Source organism: Veillonella sp. 3_1_44, from assembly GCF_000163715.1.
Lineage (GTDB): Bacteria > Bacillota > Negativicutes > Veillonellales > Veillonellaceae > Veillonella > Veillonella parvula_A.
Window position 1 is genome coordinate 214,393 of sequence record NZ_GG770199.1, and the last position, 21,940, is coordinate 236,332.

Genomic DNA, 21,940 nt, shown 5'->3' on the forward strand with positions numbered 1-21,940 from the left:
ACTATGAAAAAGTTTTTACTATTCCTATTAGTGCTAATTATTGCTCTTGTAGTGGCATCCCAATTTTTATTACCATCTTTTATTGGCTCTCGTATTGAAAGTCAATTAAATGAAACATTGAAACCAACGGCTCAAACAGTAAATGTTGAGGCTCAACCTGCTTTCAAAATTTTATATGGTGAGGTGGATCGTGTTTATGGCACTTTGGAGAATATTAAACTGGGTAAATTGAATTTTGCTAGCTTCCGATTTGATGCTAAACAAATTTTTGTTAATCCAATTTCTTTATTAGCTAGTCAACAAATTGATATCGTTAGTGTTGGGAATGCTAGTATTGATGGGACTATTAATAAAGCTGATTTAGGGACTTTCTTAAGTAATGAAGCAGGTAGTGATATTCAAGACGTACAAGTTGACATTAGTAAAGATAATATCAGCCTAACCGGTAAAATGAATGTAGGCATGGTGTTTAAAGGGGATGTTAAATTAGATGGGAATTTAGAGTTAAAGGGCAATACATTATTGTTTTCACCTAAAAAGTTCACCATAAATGGTGCTACAATTCCTGGTATGACATCTAATGTGTTAGAAAGTACTCAAATTTATGACTTTAACAATTTTCCAATTCCTGTAAAAGCGGAAAGTTTAACTGTTGATAATGGTGAAATTCTCATTAAAGTTAAACCTGTACTCAACTAGAAAGGATTTGTCGTGAATCATCGGAACGCACAAAAAAGTAAGTACTCATGGATTCTTATACTTTGTATTATTATAGGTCTTTTATCTTCCTTATACTTAGTATTTGAACGCCATCAGATTGAGAAATCTCAAAATCATATTGAAAATATTGTAGACTATGATGCAGTTTTACGAGCCAGCGCCTTTGAAAAGCGTAGTCAACAAGAAGCTTTTGATGCATTACATAATGCTGGTGTGACTGCTTTTGCTATTTATGATCGCACGTTAGAAAAAGCAAAAGATGCGGGCCAAGTTAAAGTATTAAGCTCTGAAGAGATGGACTCTGTTCGTGTTAATGGCGCTGCGATTAAACCTGGGGCGACTTATGTGGCATTAATTTCAGGTAAAGAAGGTTATTATAAAGAAATTCGAGAGGATTTATACCACCGTATTGGCAAGGACAAGGTGAAAGAGCTTAATACAAGTATTGGTCCTGTTCTTGAATTGTATGGTGCAACAGCAGATAGCTATGCAAAGATGAATCTTGGTATTTCAAAGTTGCAAGCACAAGAGGTTGTAGATCGTGGTTTCAATGTTATCGTTCGTCCAACAAACTATAGAAACGTAACATCTGAAGATATTCAATATGTATTTAAACGACTTGAAGGCATTCCTCATGTAACAGGGATGATTTTTGCTGGTAAAGAAGCTCTAGGGGCACCTAATTTAACGGATGAAACATTAGCATTACTAAATAAAAACCATATTCCACTAGTTGGTATCGAAGCTGTAAATCAGTTGCAGTATGAGCCACAACAAGGTTTCTTGGAAATGGCGGCCAAAAATAATTATAGTGTAGGTCGTGTGTATACTATCGCTAAAGAGGAGTTAAAGAAAATTACCCCTGAAGAAGCGGCACAACGCTTTTACATTAGTGATATAGAGCGAAATATTCGTTTTAACTTGTTTCCGATGTATGAAACAGGTATAAATAATGAAACTGTTTTACAGACTACAATCAACTATATTAACATAGCTACAGAGAAATTGGCTGTAAAAGGTTATGAATTTGGTCCAGCTGATATTTATCCTGCTTATACACCAAATCCATTATTAGTAGTTATTACAATGATCGGAGCTATAGCACTTTTTGTATATGTTCTACAAATGATGTTACCTATGTCTAAGCATACGCAACTTGTGGCCTTTTTTGGCATTTCTTTGGCATCTATTGTTGTATTTATTCTTACAAGTGGTACCTTAATTACTCAAATATGGGCTCTATCTAGTGCTATTATGGCTCCTGTAGGTGCTATGATACGCTTGATGGAAGAGTGGCGCCGTTATGATGGTGCACGTCCATTAGGTGCCATTAAGTCTACTATTCTTGCCTTATTATATCTTGTAATTGCTGCATTATTTGCTGCTATTGGCGGAATGTATATCGCATCTTTATTGGGCAATACGAAATTCTTTATGGAGTTTGCTCTCTTTAGAGGTGTTAAGTTGACCTTTGTTCTGCCAATTATTTTAGTTATTATTGCGTACCTTCAACGATTCCCATTGTGGAACGGCCGCGTGATTAATTCCAAAGAAGAAGCGAAAACATTTGTAGTAGAATTCTTAACTATGGATGTTAAATTATATGTATTCTTTATAATAGCAGCACTTGGTGGCGCAGTATGGGTATTTGTTGGCCGTAGTGGACACACTGCAGGTGTTCCTGTACCAGGCTTTGAACTTATGCTACGTCGTTTTCTTGAAAATACAATGTATGCGAGACCGCGTGAAAAAGAGTTCATTATTGGTCATCCTGCTTTAATGCTAGCTACCTTTGCGTTCATGCGTAAGTGGCCTACAGTAATTCATTTCTTGTTAACTCTAGCTGGTGTTATTGGCATTGCTTCGATGGTTGAAACCTTCTGTCATCTTAGAACGCCAGTGTTCATGTCCATCATGCGTGGTTATGATGGTTTGTTAATTGGCGCCCTTTTTGGAGTGCTTCTTATCATCGCAGTACGGTTTATGATGTACGTAACACAATGGTTCCAAGCTAGGGAGGTTGACCATGAGTAATATTGTTATCTCTGGTTATTATGGCTTTGGTAATGCTGGTGATGAGGCCATGCTTTGTGCTATTATCGATGCTATTCGTAAAGAAGAGGCTGATGCACATATTACTGTAATTTCTGGTAATCCTAAAGAGACTAGTAAAAAGCATAATATCAATGCTGTAGGTACATTCTCTGCATTGGGCATCTTAAAATCAATTGCTAATTCAGATCTTGTTATTAGTGGTGGTGGTAGTTTATTACAAGATGCTACTAGTATTCGCAATACTTACTATTACATAAGTATTATGGCGCTAGCAAAGTTGCTTGGAAAAAAAGTAATGCTATACTCCCAAGGTATTGGTCCGTTAAATCGTTCATCTACACGTCGTGCCGTTGGATTTGTATTGCGTTTTGTAGATACTATTACAGTTAGAGATTCTATTTCAAAGGATGAACTAGTTTCTTTGGGAATTGATGATGTAGAAGTTACTGCAGATGCGGTATTGGCCATGCAACCAGCAGATCTTTCAATTGGCTCTCATATTCTGAAAGGGTATATATCTAAAATATCTGAAGCAGATGAACAACGTAAACGAATTGGTGTGGCGGTTCGTAGTTGGAAAGAGGATACAGAGTATAGAGAATCCTTAGCTAATGTATTGAGCAGATTACAAGAACAAGATAATGTGGAAATTATCTTTATTCCTATGTCACATCCTGAGGATACAAAAGAGGCTAAGATCATTGCCAGCTATATGCCGAATGGCGCTATTGTGCTAGAAGGTCCGTTCTCTACAGAGCAACAAGTGTCATTATCTGGAAATGTGGACCTCATGATTGGTATACGTCTTCACGCTTTAGTTTTTAGTTCTTTAATGGGAAAACCAGTTATTGGTATTTCCTATGATCCTAAAATTACAAGCTTTTTACATATGATTGGTCAAGAGCCTATTGGCACAATGACTCATTTGCGTGAAGAAGCCTTATATCAATGGTGTCATAAATTGTTGAATTCTCGTGAGGAGTATCAAGCATCTTATGATCGCATTGAATCATTGCGTGTAGATTCCCAACGCAATGCAGAAATTGCTATTTCATTACTTAAAGATTATTAATATATTGGATTTTATCCAGAAAGTGAGGTCTCTATGGCTACATTAACACAAGATGTTAAACAATTAGTTCAAGAGAAGGCAAAAGCTATTCGCGTTGGTATTGTACAGTCTGTAACGGCAGCGAAATCCGGTCACCCAGGTGGTTCATTATCTATCGCCGATGTGATGGCCTTGTTGTACTATGTTGAGATGAATGTAGATCCAGCAAATCCAAAAGCTCCTAATAGAGATCGTTTTGTCCTTTCTAAAGGTCATGCAGCGCCTGCACTATACGCTACATTGGCTGAAAAAGGTTATTTCCCTAAAGAAGAACTCTTGAACTTACGTAAAATTAATCATATGTTACAAGGCCATCCTGATATGAAACACACACCAGGTGTAGATATGTCTACAGGTTCTTTAGGACAAGGCATTTCTGCGGCTTGTGGTATGGCATTGGCAGGCAAAATTGATAATGCAGATTACCGTGTATACTCTATTCTTGGTGATGGTGAGCTTGAAGAAGGTCAAGTGTGGGAAGCTGCAATGTTTGCTGGCTTTTATAAACTGAATAATTTGACAGCTTTTGTCGATTTTAACGGTCTTCAAATTGATGGTGATATTACTAAAGTTCTTTCTCCATTACCAATTCCAGAAAAGTTCAAAGCTTTCAATTGGAATGTTATTGAAGTTAATGGTCATGACCTTGATGAGCTTCATAATGCTATTGAAACTGCGAAAGCTTTCACAGAAGGCCCAACATGTATTATCATGCATACTGTAAAGGGTAAAGGCGTTGAAGAGATGGAAGGTCAAGCAGGCTGGCATGGTAAAGCACCAAGTGAAGAGCAAGGTGTAGCCTTTGTTAATGAAATTATGGGGGTGCAATAATGGGTAAAGCAACACGTGAAGCATATGGTAATGCGCTAGCTCGCATTGGTAAAGAGAATACTAATATTATCGTACTAGATGCGGATTTATCCAAATCTACTAAAACAGATACATTTAAAGCTGTGTGCCCGGAACGTTTCTTTAACGTAGGTATTGCAGAGCAAAACTTGATTTCTGTTGGTGCTGGACTTGCAGCGGCAGGTAAGATTCCATTTGTATCATCTTTCTCCATGTTTGCTACAGGACGTGCATTTGAACAAATTCGCAATGCTGTATGCTATCCTAAATTAAACGTGAAAGTATGTGCTACACATGCGGGCATTACTGTTGGTGAGGATGGTGCAACGCACCAAAGTTTAGAGGATATTTCCTGTATGCGTACATTGCCAAATATGACTGTAGTGGTGCCTGCTGATGAGCGTGAAACAGAGGCTGTTATCGAATGGGCTGCATCTTATAACGGCCCAGTATACGTTCGTTTGGGGCGTGCTGGTGTAGATGATGTAACAACAGAAGGCTACTCATTTGTGCCAGGTAAATCTACTATTTTGGTAGATGGTTCTGATGTTACAATTATTGCTTGTGGTGCATTAGTTGGACCTGCTGTAGAGGCATCTAAAACTTTATCTGAATCTAATATATCTGCACGTGTTATTAATATGGCATCTATTAAACCTATTGATGCTGAAGCAATTATAAAAGCCGCTGCGGAAACTGGTGCTATCGTTACAGCTGAAGAACATAATATTATTGGTGGCCTCGGTTCTGCTGTATCTGAAGTAGTAGTATCTAATAAGCCTGTACCTATGGAATTCGTTGGTGTCCAAGATACATTTGGGGAGAGTGGAACACCAAAAGAACTAATGGCAAAGTATGGCTTAACTGCCAATGATATTGTAGAAGCCGTAAAACGTGTAATCGCTCGTAAATAATCAAAGGGGATCCCATGATTGAATTTAAGAATGTTAGTAAAGTCTATGATAATGGTTCTGTTGCATTAGACGATGTGTGTTTAACCATTAACGATGGTGAATTTGTCCTCGTTTGTGGTCACAGTGGTGCAGGGAAATCAACATTATTTAAGTTATTAACACATGAGGTAGTGCCAGATGCTGGTACTGTCATTGTTGATGACTTTGATGTTACGCGTATGAAGCGCAGTAAAATTCCTAAATTGCGGAGAAAGCTTGGCGTTGTATTCCAAGACTTCCGATTATTGCCTAATAAAACGGTAGCAGAGAATATTGCTTTTGCTCTTGAAGTTATTGAAGAAAAACCAAAAATTATTAAAGAAAAGGTGAGTCATGTATTAGACCTTGTTGGTTTATCTGAGAAGGCTAATGATTTACCAGAGGATCTTTCTGGCGGGGAACAACAACGTGTTGCTATTGCGCGTGCAATTGTTAATCGCCCAACAGTATTAATTGCTGATGAACCTACTGGTAACCTTGATCCTGATACTAGTAAGGATATTGTTGAATTGTTTAAGCATATTAACAATTTCGGCACTACCGTTATTATGGTTACCCATAATATGGATCTTGTTTCATACTTGAATAAACGCGTTATTCGTTTAAAAGACGGCCGTGTTCAAAGTGATAATATGAGAGGTGCAGAAATTAATGAAGCCTAGAACGATAAAATACTATTTTAAAGAAGCACTGAAGTCTATGAAACGTAATGGACTTATGACATTAGCGTCCATTTCTACAGTGGCTTTATCCTTATTTATGCTCGGTGTATTCCTTTGTGGTGTCATTAATTTGAATAACATGGCATCCAGTCTAGAAAATCAAGTACAGTTAAGTATTTACTTAAAGGATGGCTTAACAACTGATCAAATTATGGCAGTAGGAAAGCAAATTAAGGCTATACCTAACTTAAAGCATTTAGAATTTGTTAATAAAGAGCAAGCTATGAAGGAGTTCAAAGAACGCCTTGGTGATCAGCAACAATTGGTGAATGCTTTAGGTGATGTAAATCCGTTGCCTAACTCATATGTGTTAACCTTTGATAATCCTAGCGATGTAAAAGCAACTGCAAAATTAGCTACGACATTCCAAGGCGTAGAAAGTACACACTATGGTCAAGATATTGTAGAAGAGCTTTTCCGCATTACGCAAGTAATTCGTATTGGTGGGATTGTATTGATTGCTTTCCTAGCAGCTGCAACACTATTCATCATTTCAAATACAATTCGGTTGACTGTATTCGCACGTCGTAAAGAAATTGCAATCATGAAATATGTAGGTGCTACTAATGGATTTATTCGTTGGCCATTTTTGATTGAAGGCATGTTGTTAGGCTTAATTGGTGCTATCATTGCCGTTCTTTGCGTTGGTGAATTTTATCACTTCATCACAATGGAAGTTTCTGAATCATTAGCATTCTTCCCTTTAGTACCAATGTTCCCATTCTTCTATGATGTAGCCCTTTATATCTTAGGTGGCGGCATAGTAGTAGGTGCTATTGGTAGTACTATTTCTTTGAAACAATACATGAAGGTGTAATGTTTATGAATAATAGTATATTTAAATCTCGCTTCGTAGCGGCAATTTTGACTGGTATAGTGGTATTGGGAACACCATTATACATCGTTGCAGAGGACGAAGATTTAACAAATCAACTTGATTCAATTCAACAACAAGTTAATCAACAAAATGCTAAAAAGGCAGATGCTGAAACTGTAATAGTCAGTGTATCCGAACAGTTACGTCAAATCGAAGAACAATTACGTCAGGCTCAGCAACAATTGGATTCTATTCAACAACAACGTATAGCTGTTGAAAATGATATTACAGTGAATGAAAAATTACTTGCTGAAGCACAAAAGCGACTAGAAGGGCGAGAAGCCGTATTTTATAAGCGTGTACGTGATATTTATATTAATGGTCGTTTAAGTTACTTAGATGTAGTTATTGGATCTAAAGATTTTACAGACTTTGCTAATCGTTTAGAAATTTTAAAACGAATTATTGATTCTGATATTAAATTAATTGAGGAAATCAAAAAAGAGCGCGCTGAAATAGCGGCTCGAAAGCAAGCACTAGAACAGTCTCGCGCAAAACTAGTTGAGCTTGAAAAAGCAGCTGCGGCAAAACGAGCTGAAATAGAGCAAAAGAAGAAAGAACGTGAGGTAGTTCTTCAAAAGGCTCAAAATGATCGTGCTACAGCAATGCAAGCAGTAGAAGAATTAAATGCATCTTCTGCACAGATTACAGCGTTATTGAAAGCACGTCAAGCAGAGCGTGCCGCTGCTCGTGCTGCAGCAGCGGCTCAACAATCTTCACCAACTTACTCTTGGGTACAAGGGTCTGGTCAACTTGGGTGGCCTGTAAGTGGTGAAATTACCTCTCCATATGGCTATCGTACACATCCGATTTGGGGCACTACAATTTATCATTCTGGCATTGATATTGGTGTTGATGAAGGTACACCTGTTCATGCTGCAGATGGTGGTACTGTTGCTTGGTCGGGTTGGATGGGTGGCTATGGTTATGCCGTAGTTATCGATCATGGTAATGGCATGTCTACTCTTTATGGACATAATTCTGAACTTGCTGTCTCTGAAGGGCAAGATGTAGGTAAGGGTCAAGTTATTGCCTATGCTGGTAGCACAGGTAATAGTACAGGGCCACATGTACATTTTGAAGTTCGTATAAGTGGGGATCCTGTGGATCCTATGGGATATTTATAATATGAAATTTGATACACGTACAGTGTTATGGAGTCTATTGAAATATATAGGCTCTGGCATTGTTATTATGTGGCTTACATTTTGGTATCTTTCCGGTTCATTCTGGGGGCTACCAAGATTATTTATAGCCTATTATACTGCGAGTCAAGTTTTTATGACACCTATGGCTAAAACTACCCTTTATGATGGTATGCTAAAGGGGTTAATTGACTCTTTGGGAGAACCGCATAGTGTTTATTTAAATGCAGAAGAATATAAATCTATGAAAATGCAAACATCTGCAACATATGCTGGTGTTGGTATGGTCCTTGGTACTGATGATAAAGGTCTATATGCAGTTAGCGTAATGGAAGACCAACCAGCTTTTAAAGCTGGAATTAAACCTGGAGACCACATTATTGCTATCGATGGACAATCCACTACTGAAATTCCGGTAGAGGAAGCATCTTCTCGTATTCGTGGCGAAGCTGGTACTACTGTATCTCTAGATATTGAACGTAATGGTGAAAAGTTGCATTTTGATATCACTCGTGAATCCATAGTTTTGCCTACTGTTAAAAGTAAAATGCTTACTAGCACAGTTGGATATATTCGTATTAGTCAGTTTGCAGAAAATACCGCAGAAGATTTTGCCACTCAATATAAAGAGCTTCAATCTCAAGGTATGAAGGCTCTTGTCTTGGACCTACGAGATAATCCAGGCGGTTTATTATCTACTACTGAAAAGATATCTAACTATATTATGCCTCCAGGTACACTCGTAACAGTACAAAATCGATCAGGTAAAAAGGATACTTATAAGTCAGATGGACCTGATGTAGCTATGCCATTGGTTGTTTTAGTTAATAAGGGCTCTGCTAGTGCATCAGAAATCATAGCAGGGGCTGTTCAAGATCGTAAATTAGGCACTATCGTAGGTACTAATACATATGGTAAAGGTACCGTTCAAACTATTTTCCCTAGTTTAGATGATGAAGGAATTAAAGTAACTATTGCTAAGTACCACACGCCAAGTGATCGTGTTATTGATGGAACAGGTATTAAACCTGATGTAGAAATCGATTTACCAAAAGGTGTACATCCATCTAGTACATTAGATGATATTCAAATTAAAAAAGCATTAGAGCTATTACAGCAATAATGCATAGGAGTTAAATTATGTTTATAGATAGAGCGCGCGTCTTTGTTAAAGCTGGTGACGGTGGGGATGGTATGTCCAGCTTCCGTCGAGAAAAATACGTTCCAAATGGCGGCCCTAGTGGTGGTGATGGTGGTAAAGGTGCGGATGTTGTTTTTAAAGCTGACAAGAATATTAATACGCTTGTAGACTTTAGATATAAACGTCAGTTTAAGGCACCAGCTGGCGGTAATGGTGAAAGCTCTAATAAGCACGGTCGAGGTTCCGATCCTCTTATCATTCCAGTTCCATTGGGTACAGTAATTAAAGATGAGGAAACAGGAAAAATCTTTTGCGATCTTGTCAACGATGGCGATACCTTTGTTATTGCCAAAGGTGGTCGTGGCGGCCGTGGCAATGCTCGATTCCAAACTAGTGCTAACCGTGCACCAACCTTTGCAGAAAAGGGTGAACCTGGTGAAGAATTCTGGTTACAATTAGAGCTTAAAGTATTAGCTGATGTAGGTTTATTAGGTTATCCATCTGTTGGTAAATCTAGTATTTTGCGAAAAGTATCTAAAGCTCAACCAGAGGTGGCAGCATATCACTTTACTACACTAACACCAGTACTTGGGGTAGTTACAATTTCTGGAGATCGTAGCTTTGTTTTGGCCGATATTCCGGGCCTTATTGAAGGGGCTAGTGAAGGTGTAGGTTTAGGTCACAATTTTCTACGTCATGTTGAACGTACGAATATTTTAATTCATGTTCTAGATGTATCTGGTATGGAAGGCCGAGACCCTAAGGTCGACTTTGATGCGATTAATGAAGAGTTACGTAAATACTCTGAAAAATTGGCTAATAAGAAACAAATTGTAGCTCTCAATAAGATCGATATGGTCTTTGATGACACGACGATTCCCGAAACAAAAAAATATTTTGAAGATAAAGGCTATGAAGTATTTCTCATTAACGCCTTAAGTGGTGAAGGTTTGTCAGAGCTTATGGAACGAGCTTACTACTATGTAGAAAACTACGAACCAGAGCCTGAAGCAAATGATGACACAGTTGTATACGAAGCAAAACAAGATGTAGAATTTGTCATTACTCGTGGTGATGATGCTGCTTTCTACATTACTGGTAAACGTATTGAACGATTAGTAGCTATGACAAATCTTGACGATGATCAATCTCTTCGTAGATTCCAACGCATTTGGCGCTTTATGGAGCTTGATGCAAAATTGAAGGAAAAAGGCTGTAAAGACGGTGATGAAGTTGTAATCGGCGATCAGCGCTTTACTTTCCAAGAGTAGGAGTAATAATGACAGGAAAACAAAAACGGTATTTACGTTCATTGGCGGCTACAATACCACCGGTTGTCCAAATTGGTAAAAATGGTTTAGAGGATAGCGTTATAGATAGTGCTCGTGCAGCGATTACAGCACGTGAGCTTATTAAGGTTAAATTACATAATAATAGTCCTGAAGATAAGACAATTTTTCAAGACTTAGCAGATATGCTTGGCGCTGAACTAGTTCAAGTGATTGGTTTTAATGGTGTTTTATATAAAGCTAAAAAAGAACCTAAAATCATTTTGCCAAAATAATTTTATATCTAGTAGATCATAAAAATTTGTATACATCGTAGTTAAGAATTTCAACCTTAGGAGGTTAGTCTATGCGCAGCGCCATCGTTAATGCAAAACGAATTGTAGTCAAAGTTGGTAGCAGTACGCTTTGTTACACTAACGGACATTTAAATTTGGAGCGTATTGAAAGATTAGTGCGCCAATTATCAGATTTGGCTAACCAAGGTAAAGAGATTATTCTTGTTTCCTCTGGTGCTACTGGTGCAGGTCTTGCCCCTTTAGGCTTTAAAGAAAAGCCTAGAGATCTCGTATTAAAACAAGCAGCTGCTGCAGTAGGTCAAGGTATTCTCATTCATATGTACGAGCGCATGTTTCGAGAATATGGTCGAACCGTAGGGCAAATTCTTTTAACGAAAGAGGATAGTACTGGACGACATAGTTATCTTAACTTGCGTAATACATTACATACTTTATTGCAACTTAACGTTATTCCTATTATTAATGAAAATGACGTGGTTGCTATCGAAGAATTTAAAATCGGTGATAACGATACATTATCTGCTACTGTTGCAGGTATTGTAGATGCAGATTTACTTATCATTTTGTCTGATATTGAAGGCTTATATACAGCTAACCCAGCCACTAATCCAGATGCTACTTTGATAGAAACTGTTTCTGAAATTAACGATGAAACCTATGCTATTGCAGGTGGTGCTGGTTCTAATATGGGAACGGGTGGTATGTATACAAAAATTAAAGCTGCTCATATGGCAACAAATTCTGGTGTACCAATGGTTATTACCTCAGGTGAAGTAGAGGATTCTGTTCGTCGTGTATGTAAGGGTGAACAAATTGGGACACTCTTTGAAGCCCATGATGCAAGTTTATCTGGTAAACATCATTGGTTAGCTTTTGGTAAACGATTAAAAGGCTCCATTACGATTGATGACGGGTGTGCTCGCGCTGTTTTAGATAAGGGTGCTAGCATTCTGCCCGCTGGTATTATTGAAGTAGAGGGGACTTTTGGACCTGGTGATACAATTTCCATTTATCATGATCATAAGGAAATTGGTCGTGGACTTATTAATTATAGTATTGATGATATGAAGGCGATTAAAGGTCACAATACAAATGATATAGCCGAGATTCTGGGTATTAATACGACCTATGATGAGGCTGTACATCGTAATAATCTAGTTTTATTACACTGAGGAAATCCTATGAACCAGTATGAAAAAATTTGTAAAGATATGGGCCAGAGAGCTAAAACGGCATCTTTTGAATTAGCCCAACTCGACCAAGAAACTTTAGATTCTGCATTGTTAGCAATTGCTGATGCTGTAGAAGCACAAACAGATGAAATTATGGCGGATAATGAGTTAGACCTAGAAAAATCTGTTGACTATAATTTACCTCGAACTATGATAGATCGATTGACTTTGACACCTAGTCGCATTGCTTTAATGGCAGAAGGGGTGCGTCAAGTGGCTGCTCTTGAAAGTCCTGTAGGTTCCATTATAGAAACAATCACTCGTCCTAATGGTTTGATTATTGAAAAGCGATCCGTACCTTTTGGTGTAATTGGTATTATCTTTGAAGCCCGTCCTAATGTAACCATAGATGCAGGTGTTCTTTGTTTAAAGACAGCAAATGCTACAATTTTACGAGGTGGTAAGGAGGCATTTCACACGAATCAAATCATCGTGTCTATCATGCGGAATACCTTAGAGTCGTTAGGTATTAATGGTGACTCTATTCAACTCGTTGAGGTGCTTGATCGAGATCTGGTTGGAGTACTTTTACAACAACGGGAATATATTGATGTAATCATTCCACGTGGGGGTGCTGGACTTATTCGTCGTGTTGTAGAAGATAGTAGTATCCCTGTTATTGAAACTGGCAGCGGTGTATGTCATACCTTTGTTGATGAATTTGCTGATTTAGAGATGGCTTTAGAAATTGCAGTCAATGCTAAAGTCCAACGTCCATCTGTATGTAACTCTATGGAAACCTTACTAGTTCATCAAGCTGTGGCTAGAGAGTTTTTACCACGCCTTAATATAGCACTACTAGAATATGGTGTTCGTATTCATGGTGATGAGGCTGTAGCTCAATATATGGAGAATACAATTCCTCTAACAGAAGAGTCTTTCAGCACAGAATACAATGATATGGACTTAAATGTGCGTATCGTTGAAAATCTTGAAGAAGCTATTGATCATGTGAATCGGTATACTACACATCACTCTGAGGCTATTATCACAGATGAACCTATGCGTGCTAATGTGTTTATGAATTTAGTAGATTGCTCTACTGTGTATCATAATGCATCTACACGTTTTACAGATGGCTTTGAGTTTGGCTTTGGTGCTGAGATTGGCATTAGTACACAAAAACTCCATGCTCGAGGTCCTATGGGGTTACAAGCTCTGACATCTTATAAATATTTTGTATTTGGAGAAGGCCAAGTACGGACGTGAAGAAATTATATTATTTTTTAAGGGCATACTATAGATACATTCAAACACCAAAGGGACGATATGAATGGATATCCTATATAAAAGCATTGCTCATATTCATCATTATTTGTGTCATTGTCATTAAGGGAGTGACCACATTATGGTAGATAAACGTCGTATAGGTATAATTGGTGGAACATTTAATCCCATTCATTTAGGTCATCTAATGATTGCAGAGGTGGCTTGTGAAAGCTTTAATTTAGAAAAGGTTATCTTTGTACCTGCTCGTATTCCACCACATAAGCAACATGATGTGATTGATAGTCATCATCGCTATGCTATGACGGCGGCCGCAGTTTCGGATAATCCAAATTTTGAAATTTCTGATGTAGAGATGCGCCGAGAAGGCCCTTCGTATACCGTTGATACGATTCAATATTTTAAAAAACTATATGGTCCTACTGTTGAATTTTACTTTATTGCAGGGACTGATACTATTCGTGCATTACCGACTTGGAAATTTATAGATGAACTTATAGATGAGGTTCATTTTATTGGAGCTACTAGGCCAGATGGATCAAGTGCTATTGATTCTACTTTGGATGAGTTAGGATCTAAAGCACGTGAAAAAATACATGTTATGGAAGTGCCTGAAATGAAATTGTCTGCTACGTATTTACGAGAGCGCTTACGGTCTGGAAAGACCGTTCGTTATATGTTGCCTAAATGTGTAGTGGATTATATAGAAGAAAACCATATATATGGGAAGGAATAAATGATGTTATCGTTTGATGAAATACAACATAGGGTAAGCCAATGGATGGGGAAAAAACGTTTTAAGCATACTCTAGGTGTTGTTGAATCCGCAACTCAGTTGGCTAAACTTTATAATGTTGATGTAGAAAAAGCACGATTAGCGGCATTGCTACATGATTGTGCTAAAGAAATGCCTTTGAAAGAGATGCAAGATTTGGTGAAGGAGAATAATTACAAAGCTGATGAAGAATTATTAGCCAATGGTAATCTTTTACATGGATTAGCAGGTATGATTCGAGCTAAACTTGAGTTCTCTATAACCGATTCAGAGATTTTAGAAGCTATTCGTGTTCATACAACTGGTAAGGTGGGAATGTCTAAATTAGATAAAGTTATATTCTTAGCAGATTATATTGAACCCAATCGTGATTTTCCAGGTGTTGATGAACTTCGAAATGTGGCTAAAAAAGATCTAAATAAGGCTGTATTACTTGGTTTTGACAATACTATTAACCACCTTATTGAGCAACATCTTTCAATTTATCCTTTGACCATTCTTGGTCGTAATGATGTATTAAAATCTTGTAAATAATGGAGTTTTTATATGGACGAACGTGAACGTGCAAGAGCTCGCCGACGTAGAAAAAGACGTCAACAAAAGTCATCTGTGAAGTGGCCTAGAGTTATTTTGGCTATTGTTGTGGTTTTCACTTTGCTCGGTGGGATAGGGTATGGCATATATAGTGGTGTATCTTATGCATATAGAGCAATTGTAGGAACTACTGAAGCTACTGAAGCCGTGACAGATAGTGGAAATAAACAGGACGCAAATACTGTATCAGTAGAGCAAAAAGGCTTAGATAAACCTTTATATATTTTGGTTATCGGCACTGATGACAATAATCCTAGTCAAGGTGATAGTCTATTCTTATTATCTGTAAACCTTGATCAAAAAACGATGGACGTTATCGGCATTCCAAGTAATAGTAAAATCGATAATCGTGATCAAACCGATGCGACTATGTTAAATAGTATTTATGAAAAAGGAGGCATTGAACTTACTAAAGCTGTAATTGAGGATATGTTCCATATTTCAATCCCGTACTATGTAGTAGTTAATCAAACTGCCTTCAAGAAAACTAATGATGTGTTAGGAAATCAGCAAATTTATGTAGAACAACCGATGGAACATATTGATGCAGAAGGCAATATAGATATTGATTTGCGACGTGGTTACCAAACTTTAGATAGTAATAATGCCTTAGCGTATTTACGATATTCAGATCCTAAACACGATACCTTTACTCGTGTGCAACGACAAGAAAGATTCCTAAAATTGTGGGTGGAACAAGAACATAATGCATTTTTCTTAACAAATGCATGGCATATTTGGCGTATTTGGGATCATTATGATAGTAATATTTCTACTTTAGATGCTATTAAGTTGGTATACAATGCGAGCAAAATTAATAAGGAAGAAATTCACTTCTATATTCTTCCTGGAGAAAAAGAGCTTATAGGTGAAACGACTTATTGGAAGGTAAACCCTACGGAAGCTCAACGTTTAGTAGGAATAACAATGGGGAATTTGCCAGCTAATGAAATGACACAATTTATATCTGCACCAACTAATAGTACGTCGAAGGTTGCACCTGAATCAGAACATAATGGTGGCACTATTACAAAGCCAACAGAACCTGGTGAGGAGAGCGGTAGTAAGCGATAAGATAAGAGGCTAAATAATGAAAAAGAAAGAAGATATTAAACAAATCGTATTAGAGCTTGCACAAGCTGCATTTGATAAAAAGGGGAGAGATATTGAAATTCTTGATTTAGAAGGAATTTCTATGTTAGGCGACTATTTCTTAATTGTTAGCGCAAATAATAGTAAACAATCTCAAAGTATTGCTGATGAAATGGAAGATAAAGCAGCCGAATTAGGTATAACAGTACAGCATAGAGAAGGTTATCGTGAAGGTGAATGGATCTTATTGGATTTTGGCGATATAATTTGTCATGTCTTTGGTGGTGATGAATTGCGTGAATTCTACAGTCTAGAAGAATTGTGGAATGATGCTGGTCGAGTTCCATTTGAAGGAGTATAATATGGCTACAGAATTGTTGGAAAATACAATTGCCACATTAAAAGTGTTGCGTACTAGTGATCAAGGTGCTTTTTTAGATGGTCAAACTGGCAATACTAATGATGATATATTGCTTCATAAAGATCAACAAATTGCTCCTGTGGCTATCGGAGATGAAGTCGAGGTTTTTTTATATCGAGATCCAAAAGGTCGTTTAACTGCCTCTATGCGTCTACCCGCCATGAAGGTTGGCCAAATTGGTTATGTTGAGGTTATCAATACTACAAATTTTGGTTGTTTCGTTGAGGTAGGTACAGAACGTGGTATCTTTATGCCTCATGCGGAGATGCGTGGTAGACCTCAGGTAGGTGAAAAAGTATGGGTTCGTCTATATACTGATAAATCCGGTCGTTTGGCGGTATCCATGAATGTAGATGATGAAATGCGTCGTGCTTCTAAAGCTGCAACAGAAGCTATGGTAGGACAACTTGTAAAGGGGGCAATCTATAATTTAACTAGTGAGGGGGCTTTTTTTATTACCCCTGAGCGTTGGATTGCCTTTTTGCATCGTTCCGAAATGACGAGAAAGTTAAAAGTAGGGGAAATGATTGAAGGCCGTATTACTTTCAAACGTGATGATGGTCGCGTTAATGTCTCTATGCGTCCTACAAAGGAAAAGGCTCTTGTTTCAGATGGAGATATTATCATGGGGTACCTGTTAAATCGTGGTGGTAAGATGCCTTATAGTGATGAATCTTCTGCTATGTTGATTAAAGATAAATTTAACATTAGCAAAGCTGCTTTCAAACGTGCTTTGGGGCATTTAATGAAAGAGAAAAAGATTGTTCAAGAGGAGGGGTGGACATTACTTACCGACATAGGTCGGCAGTGGACACCGCCTGTTAATAATGAGTCCCAAGATGAGGAATAAAGTCAATGAAAATAGTCATTGTAGGTGCTGGTAAGGTTGGTTATTCATTAGCACAACGACTTATTCAAGATGATCATGATGTATATGTCATCGACCGTTCTCCAGAACGCATTCATAATCTTGAAAATACGTTAGATGTTAGTCTAGTTCTAGGGAATGGCAGTGATGTTCAATTATTGAATGAAATCGATATGTCTGATGTTGGTATGTTTATTGCTGTTACTGATTCAGATGAGGTTAATATGCTATCCTGTTCGGTAGCTAAAATAAAAGGTGTTCCTACGACTATTGCACGCGTTCGCGATAATAGTGTGGCGGAACATATGGATGAGGAGATACGAGCTCAATTAGGTGTTGATCTCTTCATCAATCCTGAAATGGTTACAGCTCAAGAGTTATTACGAATTTTAGAAACACCATCAGCTATAGATGTTGAGGAGTTCGGACAGGGTGCTGTACGCCTTATGGAATTCAAATTGAATAATGAATTTCCTCTATTAGGACAGCCATTAAAAGAAATTCGTTTTCCTGAAGGTGTTCTGTTAGTTGGTATTTTACGCTATGGTGAAATGATTATTCCACATGGTGAAAGTCGCCTACAGGCTGATGATAGTGTATTTTTCCTAGGTTTGAAAGAGTCCGTTTCTGAAGTGGAGAACCTTTGGTTTCATAATTATAATACATTCTATAAACGGGCTGTCATTATTGGGGCAGGTCTCTTAGGTCGGAACTTAACTGTATTACTAGAAAAAGCTGGTTTTTCTGTGAAGGTTATTGAAAAAGACTTTGACCGTTGTGAGAACCTGGCAAATCAAGTGGATAAAGCCATGGTTATCAATGGAGATGGCACTGACTTTGATTTGCTCGAAGCTGAGGAAATTGCTGATAGCGATGTAATTATTGCTCTAACTGATGATGATAAACTTAATTTACTAGTAGCACTTGTCGGTAAGCATATGGGCATCCCAAAAACTGTTGTTCGCGTGGGACGGCCAGAATATATTATGCTGATGGAGCAAGTAGGTATTGACGTTGTATTTTCTCCACGTTTATTAACAGCAAGTCAAATTTTGCGCTTTGTACGAAGTGGAGAAGGGGTTGTATCTATTTCCACCTTTGAAGGTGGTAAAGCCGAATCTATCGAGATTGAAATTACCAATGAATCACCTGTAGCAGGTAAACAATTAAAAGATATTCGTTTACCTGGGAAGGCCTTGGTAGGTGTAATTTTACGGGAAAATGAAGCTATCGTACCGCGTGGTAATACTCAAATTTTAGATGGTGATCATATTGTTCTCTTTACATTACCTGAATCGGTAAGCAAATTGCTTAAATATCTTACTTAGTAAGGAGGGGCTATGCGAATTCAAATCGTTATGTCCTTAGTGGGTCGACTACTCTATATATTTGGGGTTTTTACTTTAATCCCTTTTATATACAGTGTTGTATTTGAAACTGCATATTGGTCATTCCTTATAACTACAAGCCTTTCTTTAGTTTTGGGGACTCTTTTATCTTATTACGGTTGTGAAAGTCAAAGCTTTAGTATACGTGATGGGTTCTTAGTTGTATCCTCTACTTGGATATTCACGGTTATTTTGGGGGCTTTACCTTTTTTGGGGAGTGGCATATTGACGAATGTTTTTGATGCTCTATTTGAAGCCACTTCGGGTATTACTGCAACTGGTGCAACTATTATTTATAGTGTTGATGAGTTACCACACACATTTGTATTATGGCGTGGCCTTATGCACTGGGTTGGCGGGATGGGGATTATCGTTCTTATCCTATCATTTTTAAAGAATTTAGGCGCCGATGCAGCACATTTCTTTAATGCAGAGGCATCTGTACCAAAGCCCGGTGTTGTAATGCCTCGTATTCAATCAATGGCCACCAAGCTTTGGCAGTTGTATATTGCCTTTACTGCTCTTTGCTTTCTTATGCTGTGGGCTGGCGGCATTGAACCTTTTGATGCGTTAAACTATGCCTTTTCTATTATTGCCACGGGTGGATTTGCACCGACATCAGCAGGGGCTTTTATTTATGAACAAAGTAATTATATTTGTTTCGTATTTATATTCTTTATGTTTCTTGCTGGTGGCAATTTCTCTGTGTATTACAATGCAATTCAAAAAGGAATTCGCGTTTTAATTAATGATTTTGAAACACGTATGTACTGGCTTGTAGTGTTTATTGGTATTGCCATTGTATCAATATCTCTAGCATTACAATCTATCTATTCTAGTCCTTTAGAGATTGTTAGAAATGCTGCCTTTAATTTGGTATCTCTTCAAACTGGTAGTGGTTTTGCTATTAGTGATTATGATTTGTGGCCTGCTGCAGCACAGATGATGTTATTTATTTGTACATTTTTTGGTGGTTGTAGTGGTTCTACAACGGGCGGTGTAAAAATTATACGACTTATTATTTTGATTAAGAGTTCTATAATTTATCTGCGAAAATCAATTCATCCTGATATGGTTCAAGTAGTACGTATTAATGGCAAACCGATGCCTACTAAATGGATCCAGATGACACATCAATTTTTATTTTTATATTTAATGATTTATGTGGTATCTGTTTTTCTAATGACTTGTACTGGTCTTAATACATATGATTCTATGCAAGTGGTTACGGCCTTTCTTAGCAATGTAGGACTAGGGTTTGGTGGCTTTGGTCCTACTGACTCCTTTAGTGTTATGCCAAATACTGCTAAATGTATTGCTATTGTAGACATGTTACTAGGTCGTTTGGAGTTATTTACGATTTTAGTTATGCTTCACCCTCAGTTTTGGGAAGGGTATTTTATTAAAAAAGAGGTTCCTAAACGATATCGTATTCTATAGAAGGGCGGGAACTATATGGAAGTTATAAAACGTCCTCTAGGGCTTTATAAAGCAAATTGTTATGTGCTTATCAAAGAGGGAAAATCTATAATCATTGATCCGGGCTTTCATTGTAACCACATTATTGATATGGTTGCAGATTCTGAGCCCATAGCAGTTTTATTGACACATGGTCATTGTGATCATGTGTCAGCCTTGGATGAAGTGTGTACACATTATAATATTCCCGCTTATTTACATCCTTTAGATCAAGAGTTGTTACAGTTAATTCGACGGAGACCAAGTGTATATAAGAAAAAAATGTATACACATTGTAATGATTTAGTAGAGGGGCAATTAAATTTAGATCCTTTTGATATAGTAGTTCATCATACACCTGGGCATAGTGCGGGATCGGTTTGTTTAGAAATTGAAGGTTATCTATTTACTGGTGATACCTTATTTAAGCAAAATGTGGGAAATACAGATAATTATAAAAGTGATCCAGCTGATTTGATTAAGAGTTTGAAATATCTTTTAACCTTGTCCAAGGATTTGATTGTTGAGCCAGGACATAGGGAATCTACCATATTAAAAAATGAGGAAGAATTTATTAAAAATATTGTAGTATAGTGTTGACAAAAGTCCTGATAACCGATATACTAAGCAAGTACTTTGGTTACGGCCCCGTGGTGTAGCGGTTAACATGTCGCCCTGTCACGGCGAAGATCGTCAGTTCAAATCTGATCGGGGTCGCCATTTATGCCTCGGTAGCTCAGTTGGTAGAGCAACGGACTGAAAATCCGTGTGTCGACAGTTCGATTCTGTCCTGAGGCACCATTTATATGCGGGAATAGCTCAGCGGTAGAGCACCGCCTTGCCAAGGCGGGGGTCGCGAGTTCGAATCTCGTTTCCCGCTCCAATTTTATATGGCGGCATAGCCAAGCGGTAAGGCAGAGGTCTGCAAAACCTTTATTCCCCAGTTCGATTCTGGGTGCCGCCTCCACAATCGTTACCCATGCCGGGGTGGCGGAACAGGCAGACGCAACGGACTTAAAATCCGTCGGTTGGAAACAACCGTACCGGTTCGATTCCGGTCCTCGGCACCAATTAAGACTAACTTTGGGTTAGTCTTTTTTTCTTATATACAATTAAAACGATTTGTGAAAATTATTACTATAAGTTACGTATGAATATATAAGAGATAGATAAATCTATGAATAAGAAACCTAAGTTATTAATTAGTGAATGCCTATTTGGTGTACCTTGTCGATATGATGGCAAAGACAATTATATAGAAACGATAGAGGCTTTAAAGGAATATTATGAATTAGTACCTGTATGTCCGGAAGTGTTAGGGGGACTTAGTACGCCTCGTGATCCTGCGGAGCGGCAGGGTGAACGTATATGTACTGTTAATGGAGCTGATGTTACCGATGAGTTTGTAAGAGGTGCTCAATTAACAGTTGATATTGCACTAAAATATGGTTGCAAGCAAGCTTTGATGAAGGCGAAAAGTCCTAGCTGTGGATATAAGCGCATTTATGATGGAACTTTTACTAGAACAATGAAAAATGGCCATGGATGTACTGTAGAGGCTCTACTTGAAAAGAATATAACAATTTATACTGAAAATGATATAGAGCTTTTACTTGCAGAAAAAAAGAGATGAGTTTAACTCATCTCTTTTTGATTATATCAAGTTATTTTACTGGTAAAATAACTCAATATAATAGAAAAATAATGGCTACAATATTAATTAAAGA

22 protein-coding genes and 5 tRNA genes are annotated in these 21,940 nt (G+C 37.7%); all 27 read left to right on the forward strand.

The genetic code is table 11. The features are described 5' to 3' along the window. The first annotated feature begins 3 nt into the window (after positions 1-3). The 27 genes from HMPREF0873_RS00970 (at position 4) to HMPREF0873_RS01100 (ending at position 21,846) form a co-directional block, all read left to right on the forward strand. Complete coding sequence (locus HMPREF0873_RS00970) at positions 4-699, forward strand: LmeA family phospholipid-binding protein (RefSeq protein ID WP_004697145.1); 696 nt, start codon at positions 4-6, stop codon at positions 697-699. Between the two features lie 12 nt (positions 700-711). Then, positions 712-2,754, forward strand: a complete 2,043-nt coding sequence (locus HMPREF0873_RS00975; protein WP_008713804.1) for a DUF5693 family protein — start codon at positions 712-714, stop codon at positions 2,752-2,754. Next, a complete protein-coding gene (gene csaB, locus HMPREF0873_RS00980) occupies positions 2,747-3,847 on the forward strand; it encodes a polysaccharide pyruvyl transferase CsaB (RefSeq protein ID WP_008713805.1) in 1,101 nt (366 codons plus the stop codon). The genes HMPREF0873_RS00975 and csaB overlap by 8 nt, the downstream gene beginning before the upstream one ends. A 33-nt stretch (positions 3,848-3,880) precedes the next feature. Continuing rightward, positions 3,881-4,717, forward strand: coding sequence for a transketolase (locus HMPREF0873_RS00985; RefSeq protein ID WP_012864276.1), 837 nt, complete (start codon positions 3,881-3,883; stop codon positions 4,715-4,717). After that, the gene (locus HMPREF0873_RS00990) at positions 4,717-5,649 is read left to right on the forward strand and encodes a transketolase family protein (protein WP_004697368.1); all 933 of its coding nucleotides are present in this window, start codon (positions 4,717-4,719) and stop codon (positions 5,647-5,649) included. Before HMPREF0873_RS00985 ends, HMPREF0873_RS00990 begins: the two co-directional genes overlap by 1 nt. A 14-nt stretch (positions 5,650-5,663) precedes the next feature. After that, entirely contained in the window at positions 5,664-6,350 is a 687-nt protein-coding gene (gene ftsE / locus HMPREF0873_RS00995; protein ID WP_004693165.1) for a cell division ATP-binding protein FtsE, read from the forward strand. Next, entirely contained in the window at positions 6,340-7,227 is an 888-nt protein-coding gene (gene ftsX, locus HMPREF0873_RS01000) for a permease-like cell division protein FtsX (RefSeq protein WP_004693167.1), read from the forward strand. The genes ftsE and ftsX overlap by 11 nt, the downstream gene beginning before the upstream one ends. Before the next feature lie 5 nt (positions 7,228-7,232). Next, positions 7,233-8,414: a murein hydrolase activator EnvC gene (locus HMPREF0873_RS01005; RefSeq protein ID WP_004693169.1), complete on the forward strand. Its 1,182-nt coding sequence runs from the start codon at positions 7,233-7,235 to the stop codon at positions 8,412-8,414. Position 8,415: 1 nt separating this feature from the next. Next, positions 8,416-9,555, forward strand: coding sequence for a S41 family peptidase (locus HMPREF0873_RS01010; protein WP_008600791.1), 1,140 nt, complete (start codon positions 8,416-8,418; stop codon positions 9,553-9,555). Positions 9,556-9,572: 17 nt separating this feature from the next. After that, positions 9,573-10,844: a GTPase ObgE gene (gene obgE / locus HMPREF0873_RS01015; protein ID WP_004693173.1), complete on the forward strand. Its 1,272-nt coding sequence runs from the start codon at positions 9,573-9,575 to the stop codon at positions 10,842-10,844. Between the two features lie 8 nt (positions 10,845-10,852). Next, positions 10,853-11,137 (forward strand): ribosome assembly RNA-binding protein YhbY, encoded by a 285-nt coding sequence (gene yhbY / locus HMPREF0873_RS01020; protein WP_004693176.1) that lies wholly within the window; start codon positions 10,853-10,855, stop codon positions 11,135-11,137. A gap of 71 nt (positions 11,138-11,208) precedes the next feature. Continuing rightward, positions 11,209-12,330, forward strand: coding sequence for a glutamate 5-kinase (gene proB / locus HMPREF0873_RS01025; RefSeq protein ID WP_004693178.1), 1,122 nt, complete (start codon positions 11,209-11,211; stop codon positions 12,328-12,330). 9 nt (positions 12,331-12,339) lie between these two features. Continuing rightward, positions 12,340-13,599 (forward strand): glutamate-5-semialdehyde dehydrogenase, encoded by a 1,260-nt coding sequence (locus HMPREF0873_RS01030; protein ID WP_038125346.1) that lies wholly within the window; start codon positions 12,340-12,342, stop codon positions 13,597-13,599. 139 nt (positions 13,600-13,738) lie between these two features. After that, positions 13,739-14,353 carry a nicotinate-nucleotide adenylyltransferase gene (nadD, locus tag HMPREF0873_RS01035; RefSeq protein ID WP_004693184.1) on the forward strand — a complete coding sequence of 205 codons (615 nt, stop codon included), beginning with the start codon at positions 13,739-13,741 and terminating at the stop codon, positions 14,351-14,353. A gap of 3 nt (positions 14,354-14,356) precedes the next feature. Beyond that, positions 14,357-14,926, forward strand: a complete 570-nt coding sequence (yqeK, locus tag HMPREF0873_RS01040; RefSeq protein ID WP_004693186.1) for a bis(5'-nucleosyl)-tetraphosphatase (symmetrical) YqeK — start codon at positions 14,357-14,359, stop codon at positions 14,924-14,926. A gap of 12 nt (positions 14,927-14,938) precedes the next feature. Beyond that, a complete protein-coding gene (locus HMPREF0873_RS01045; RefSeq protein WP_008713808.1) occupies positions 14,939-16,060 on the forward strand; it encodes an LCP family protein in 1,122 nt (373 codons plus the stop codon). 16 nt (positions 16,061-16,076) lie between these two features. Next, a complete protein-coding gene (gene rsfS, locus HMPREF0873_RS01050; RefSeq protein ID WP_021148083.1) occupies positions 16,077-16,439 on the forward strand; it encodes a ribosome silencing factor in 363 nt (120 codons plus the stop codon). 1 nt (position 16,440) lies between these two features. Further along, the gene (locus HMPREF0873_RS01055) at positions 16,441-17,349 is read left to right on the forward strand and encodes a S1 RNA-binding domain-containing protein (RefSeq protein ID WP_038125348.1); all 909 of its coding nucleotides are present in this window, start codon (positions 16,441-16,443) and stop codon (positions 17,347-17,349) included. Between the two features lie 5 nt (positions 17,350-17,354). Beyond that, positions 17,355-18,695, forward strand: coding sequence for a Trk system potassium transporter TrkA (gene trkA, locus HMPREF0873_RS01060; protein WP_008713810.1), 1,341 nt, complete (start codon positions 17,355-17,357; stop codon positions 18,693-18,695). 12 nt (positions 18,696-18,707) lie between these two features. Continuing rightward, entirely contained in the window at positions 18,708-20,195 is a 1,488-nt protein-coding gene (locus HMPREF0873_RS01065; RefSeq protein ID WP_008713812.1) for a TrkH family potassium uptake protein, read from the forward strand. A 15-nt stretch (positions 20,196-20,210) separates the two neighbouring features. After that, positions 20,211-20,807 (forward strand): MBL fold metallo-hydrolase, encoded by a 597-nt coding sequence (locus HMPREF0873_RS01070; RefSeq protein WP_008713815.1) that lies wholly within the window; start codon positions 20,211-20,213, stop codon positions 20,805-20,807. A gap of 50 nt (positions 20,808-20,857) precedes the next feature. Beyond that, positions 20,858-20,933, forward strand: a tRNA-Asp gene (locus HMPREF0873_RS01075). A gap of 5 nt (positions 20,934-20,938) precedes the next feature. Beyond that, positions 20,939-21,014: transfer RNA gene (locus HMPREF0873_RS01080), tRNA-Phe, on the forward strand. A 7-nt stretch (positions 21,015-21,021) separates the two neighbouring features. After that, positions 21,022-21,096 (forward strand) — tRNA-Gly (locus HMPREF0873_RS01085). A 9-nt stretch (positions 21,097-21,105) separates the two neighbouring features. Next, positions 21,106-21,180: transfer RNA gene (locus HMPREF0873_RS01090), tRNA-Cys, on the forward strand. 14 nt (positions 21,181-21,194) lie between these two features. Next, positions 21,195-21,283 (forward strand) — tRNA-Leu (locus tag HMPREF0873_RS01095). Between the two features lie 107 nt (positions 21,284-21,390). Continuing rightward, complete coding sequence (locus HMPREF0873_RS01100) at positions 21,391-21,846, forward strand: DUF523 domain-containing protein (protein WP_004693200.1); 456 nt, start codon at positions 21,391-21,393, stop codon at positions 21,844-21,846. The last annotated feature ends 94 nt before the right edge of the window (positions 21,847-21,940 follow it).

Coding starts and splice junctions, on each gene's coding strand:
- csaB (WP_008713805.1), top strand. CDS start 2,747: ATGAGTAATATTGTTATCTCTGGTTATTATGGCTTTGGTAATGCTGGT.
- HMPREF0873_RS00985 (WP_012864276.1), top strand. CDS start 3,881: ATGGCTACATTAACACAAGATGTTAAACAATTAGTTCAAGAGAAGGCA.
- nadD (WP_004693184.1), top strand. CDS start 13,739: ATGGTAGATAAACGTCGTATAGGTATAATTGGTGGAACATTTAATCCC.
- HMPREF0873_RS01100 (WP_004693200.1), top strand. CDS start 21,391: ATGAATAAGAAACCTAAGTTATTAATTAGTGAATGCCTATTTGGTGTA.
- HMPREF0873_RS01030 (WP_038125346.1), top strand. CDS start 12,340: ATGAACCAGTATGAAAAAATTTGTAAAGATATGGGCCAGAGAGCTAAA.
- rsfS (WP_021148083.1), top strand. CDS start 16,077: ATGAAAAAGAAAGAAGATATTAAACAAATCGTATTAGAGCTTGCACAA.
- HMPREF0873_RS01065 (WP_008713812.1), top strand. CDS start 18,708: ATGCGAATTCAAATCGTTATGTCCTTAGTGGGTCGACTACTCTATATA.
- yhbY (WP_004693176.1), top strand. CDS start 10,853: ATGACAGGAAAACAAAAACGGTATTTACGTTCATTGGCGGCTACAATA.
- ftsE (WP_004693165.1), top strand. CDS start 5,664: ATGATTGAATTTAAGAATGTTAGTAAAGTCTATGATAATGGTTCTGTT.
- obgE (WP_004693173.1), top strand. CDS start 9,573: ATGTTTATAGATAGAGCGCGCGTCTTTGTTAAAGCTGGTGACGGTGGG.
- HMPREF0873_RS01005 (WP_004693169.1), top strand. CDS start 7,233: ATGAATAATAGTATATTTAAATCTCGCTTCGTAGCGGCAATTTTGACT.
- ftsX (WP_004693167.1), top strand. CDS start 6,340: ATGAAGCCTAGAACGATAAAATACTATTTTAAAGAAGCACTGAAGTCT.
- HMPREF0873_RS01010 (WP_008600791.1), top strand. CDS start 8,416: ATGAAATTTGATACACGTACAGTGTTATGGAGTCTATTGAAATATATA.
- HMPREF0873_RS01055 (WP_038125348.1), top strand. CDS start 16,441: ATGGCTACAGAATTGTTGGAAAATACAATTGCCACATTAAAAGTGTTG.
- HMPREF0873_RS00970 (WP_004697145.1), top strand. CDS start 4: ATGAAAAAGTTTTTACTATTCCTATTAGTGCTAATTATTGCTCTTGTA.
- HMPREF0873_RS01070 (WP_008713815.1), top strand. CDS start 20,211: ATGGAAGTTATAAAACGTCCTCTAGGGCTTTATAAAGCAAATTGTTAT.
- proB (WP_004693178.1), top strand. CDS start 11,209: ATGCGCAGCGCCATCGTTAATGCAAAACGAATTGTAGTCAAAGTTGGT.
- HMPREF0873_RS01045 (WP_008713808.1), top strand. CDS start 14,939: ATGGACGAACGTGAACGTGCAAGAGCTCGCCGACGTAGAAAAAGACGT.
- yqeK (WP_004693186.1), top strand. CDS start 14,357: ATGTTATCGTTTGATGAAATACAACATAGGGTAAGCCAATGGATGGGG.
- HMPREF0873_RS00990 (WP_004697368.1), top strand. CDS start 4,717: ATGGGTAAAGCAACACGTGAAGCATATGGTAATGCGCTAGCTCGCATT.
- trkA (WP_008713810.1), top strand. CDS start 17,355: ATGAAAATAGTCATTGTAGGTGCTGGTAAGGTTGGTTATTCATTAGCA.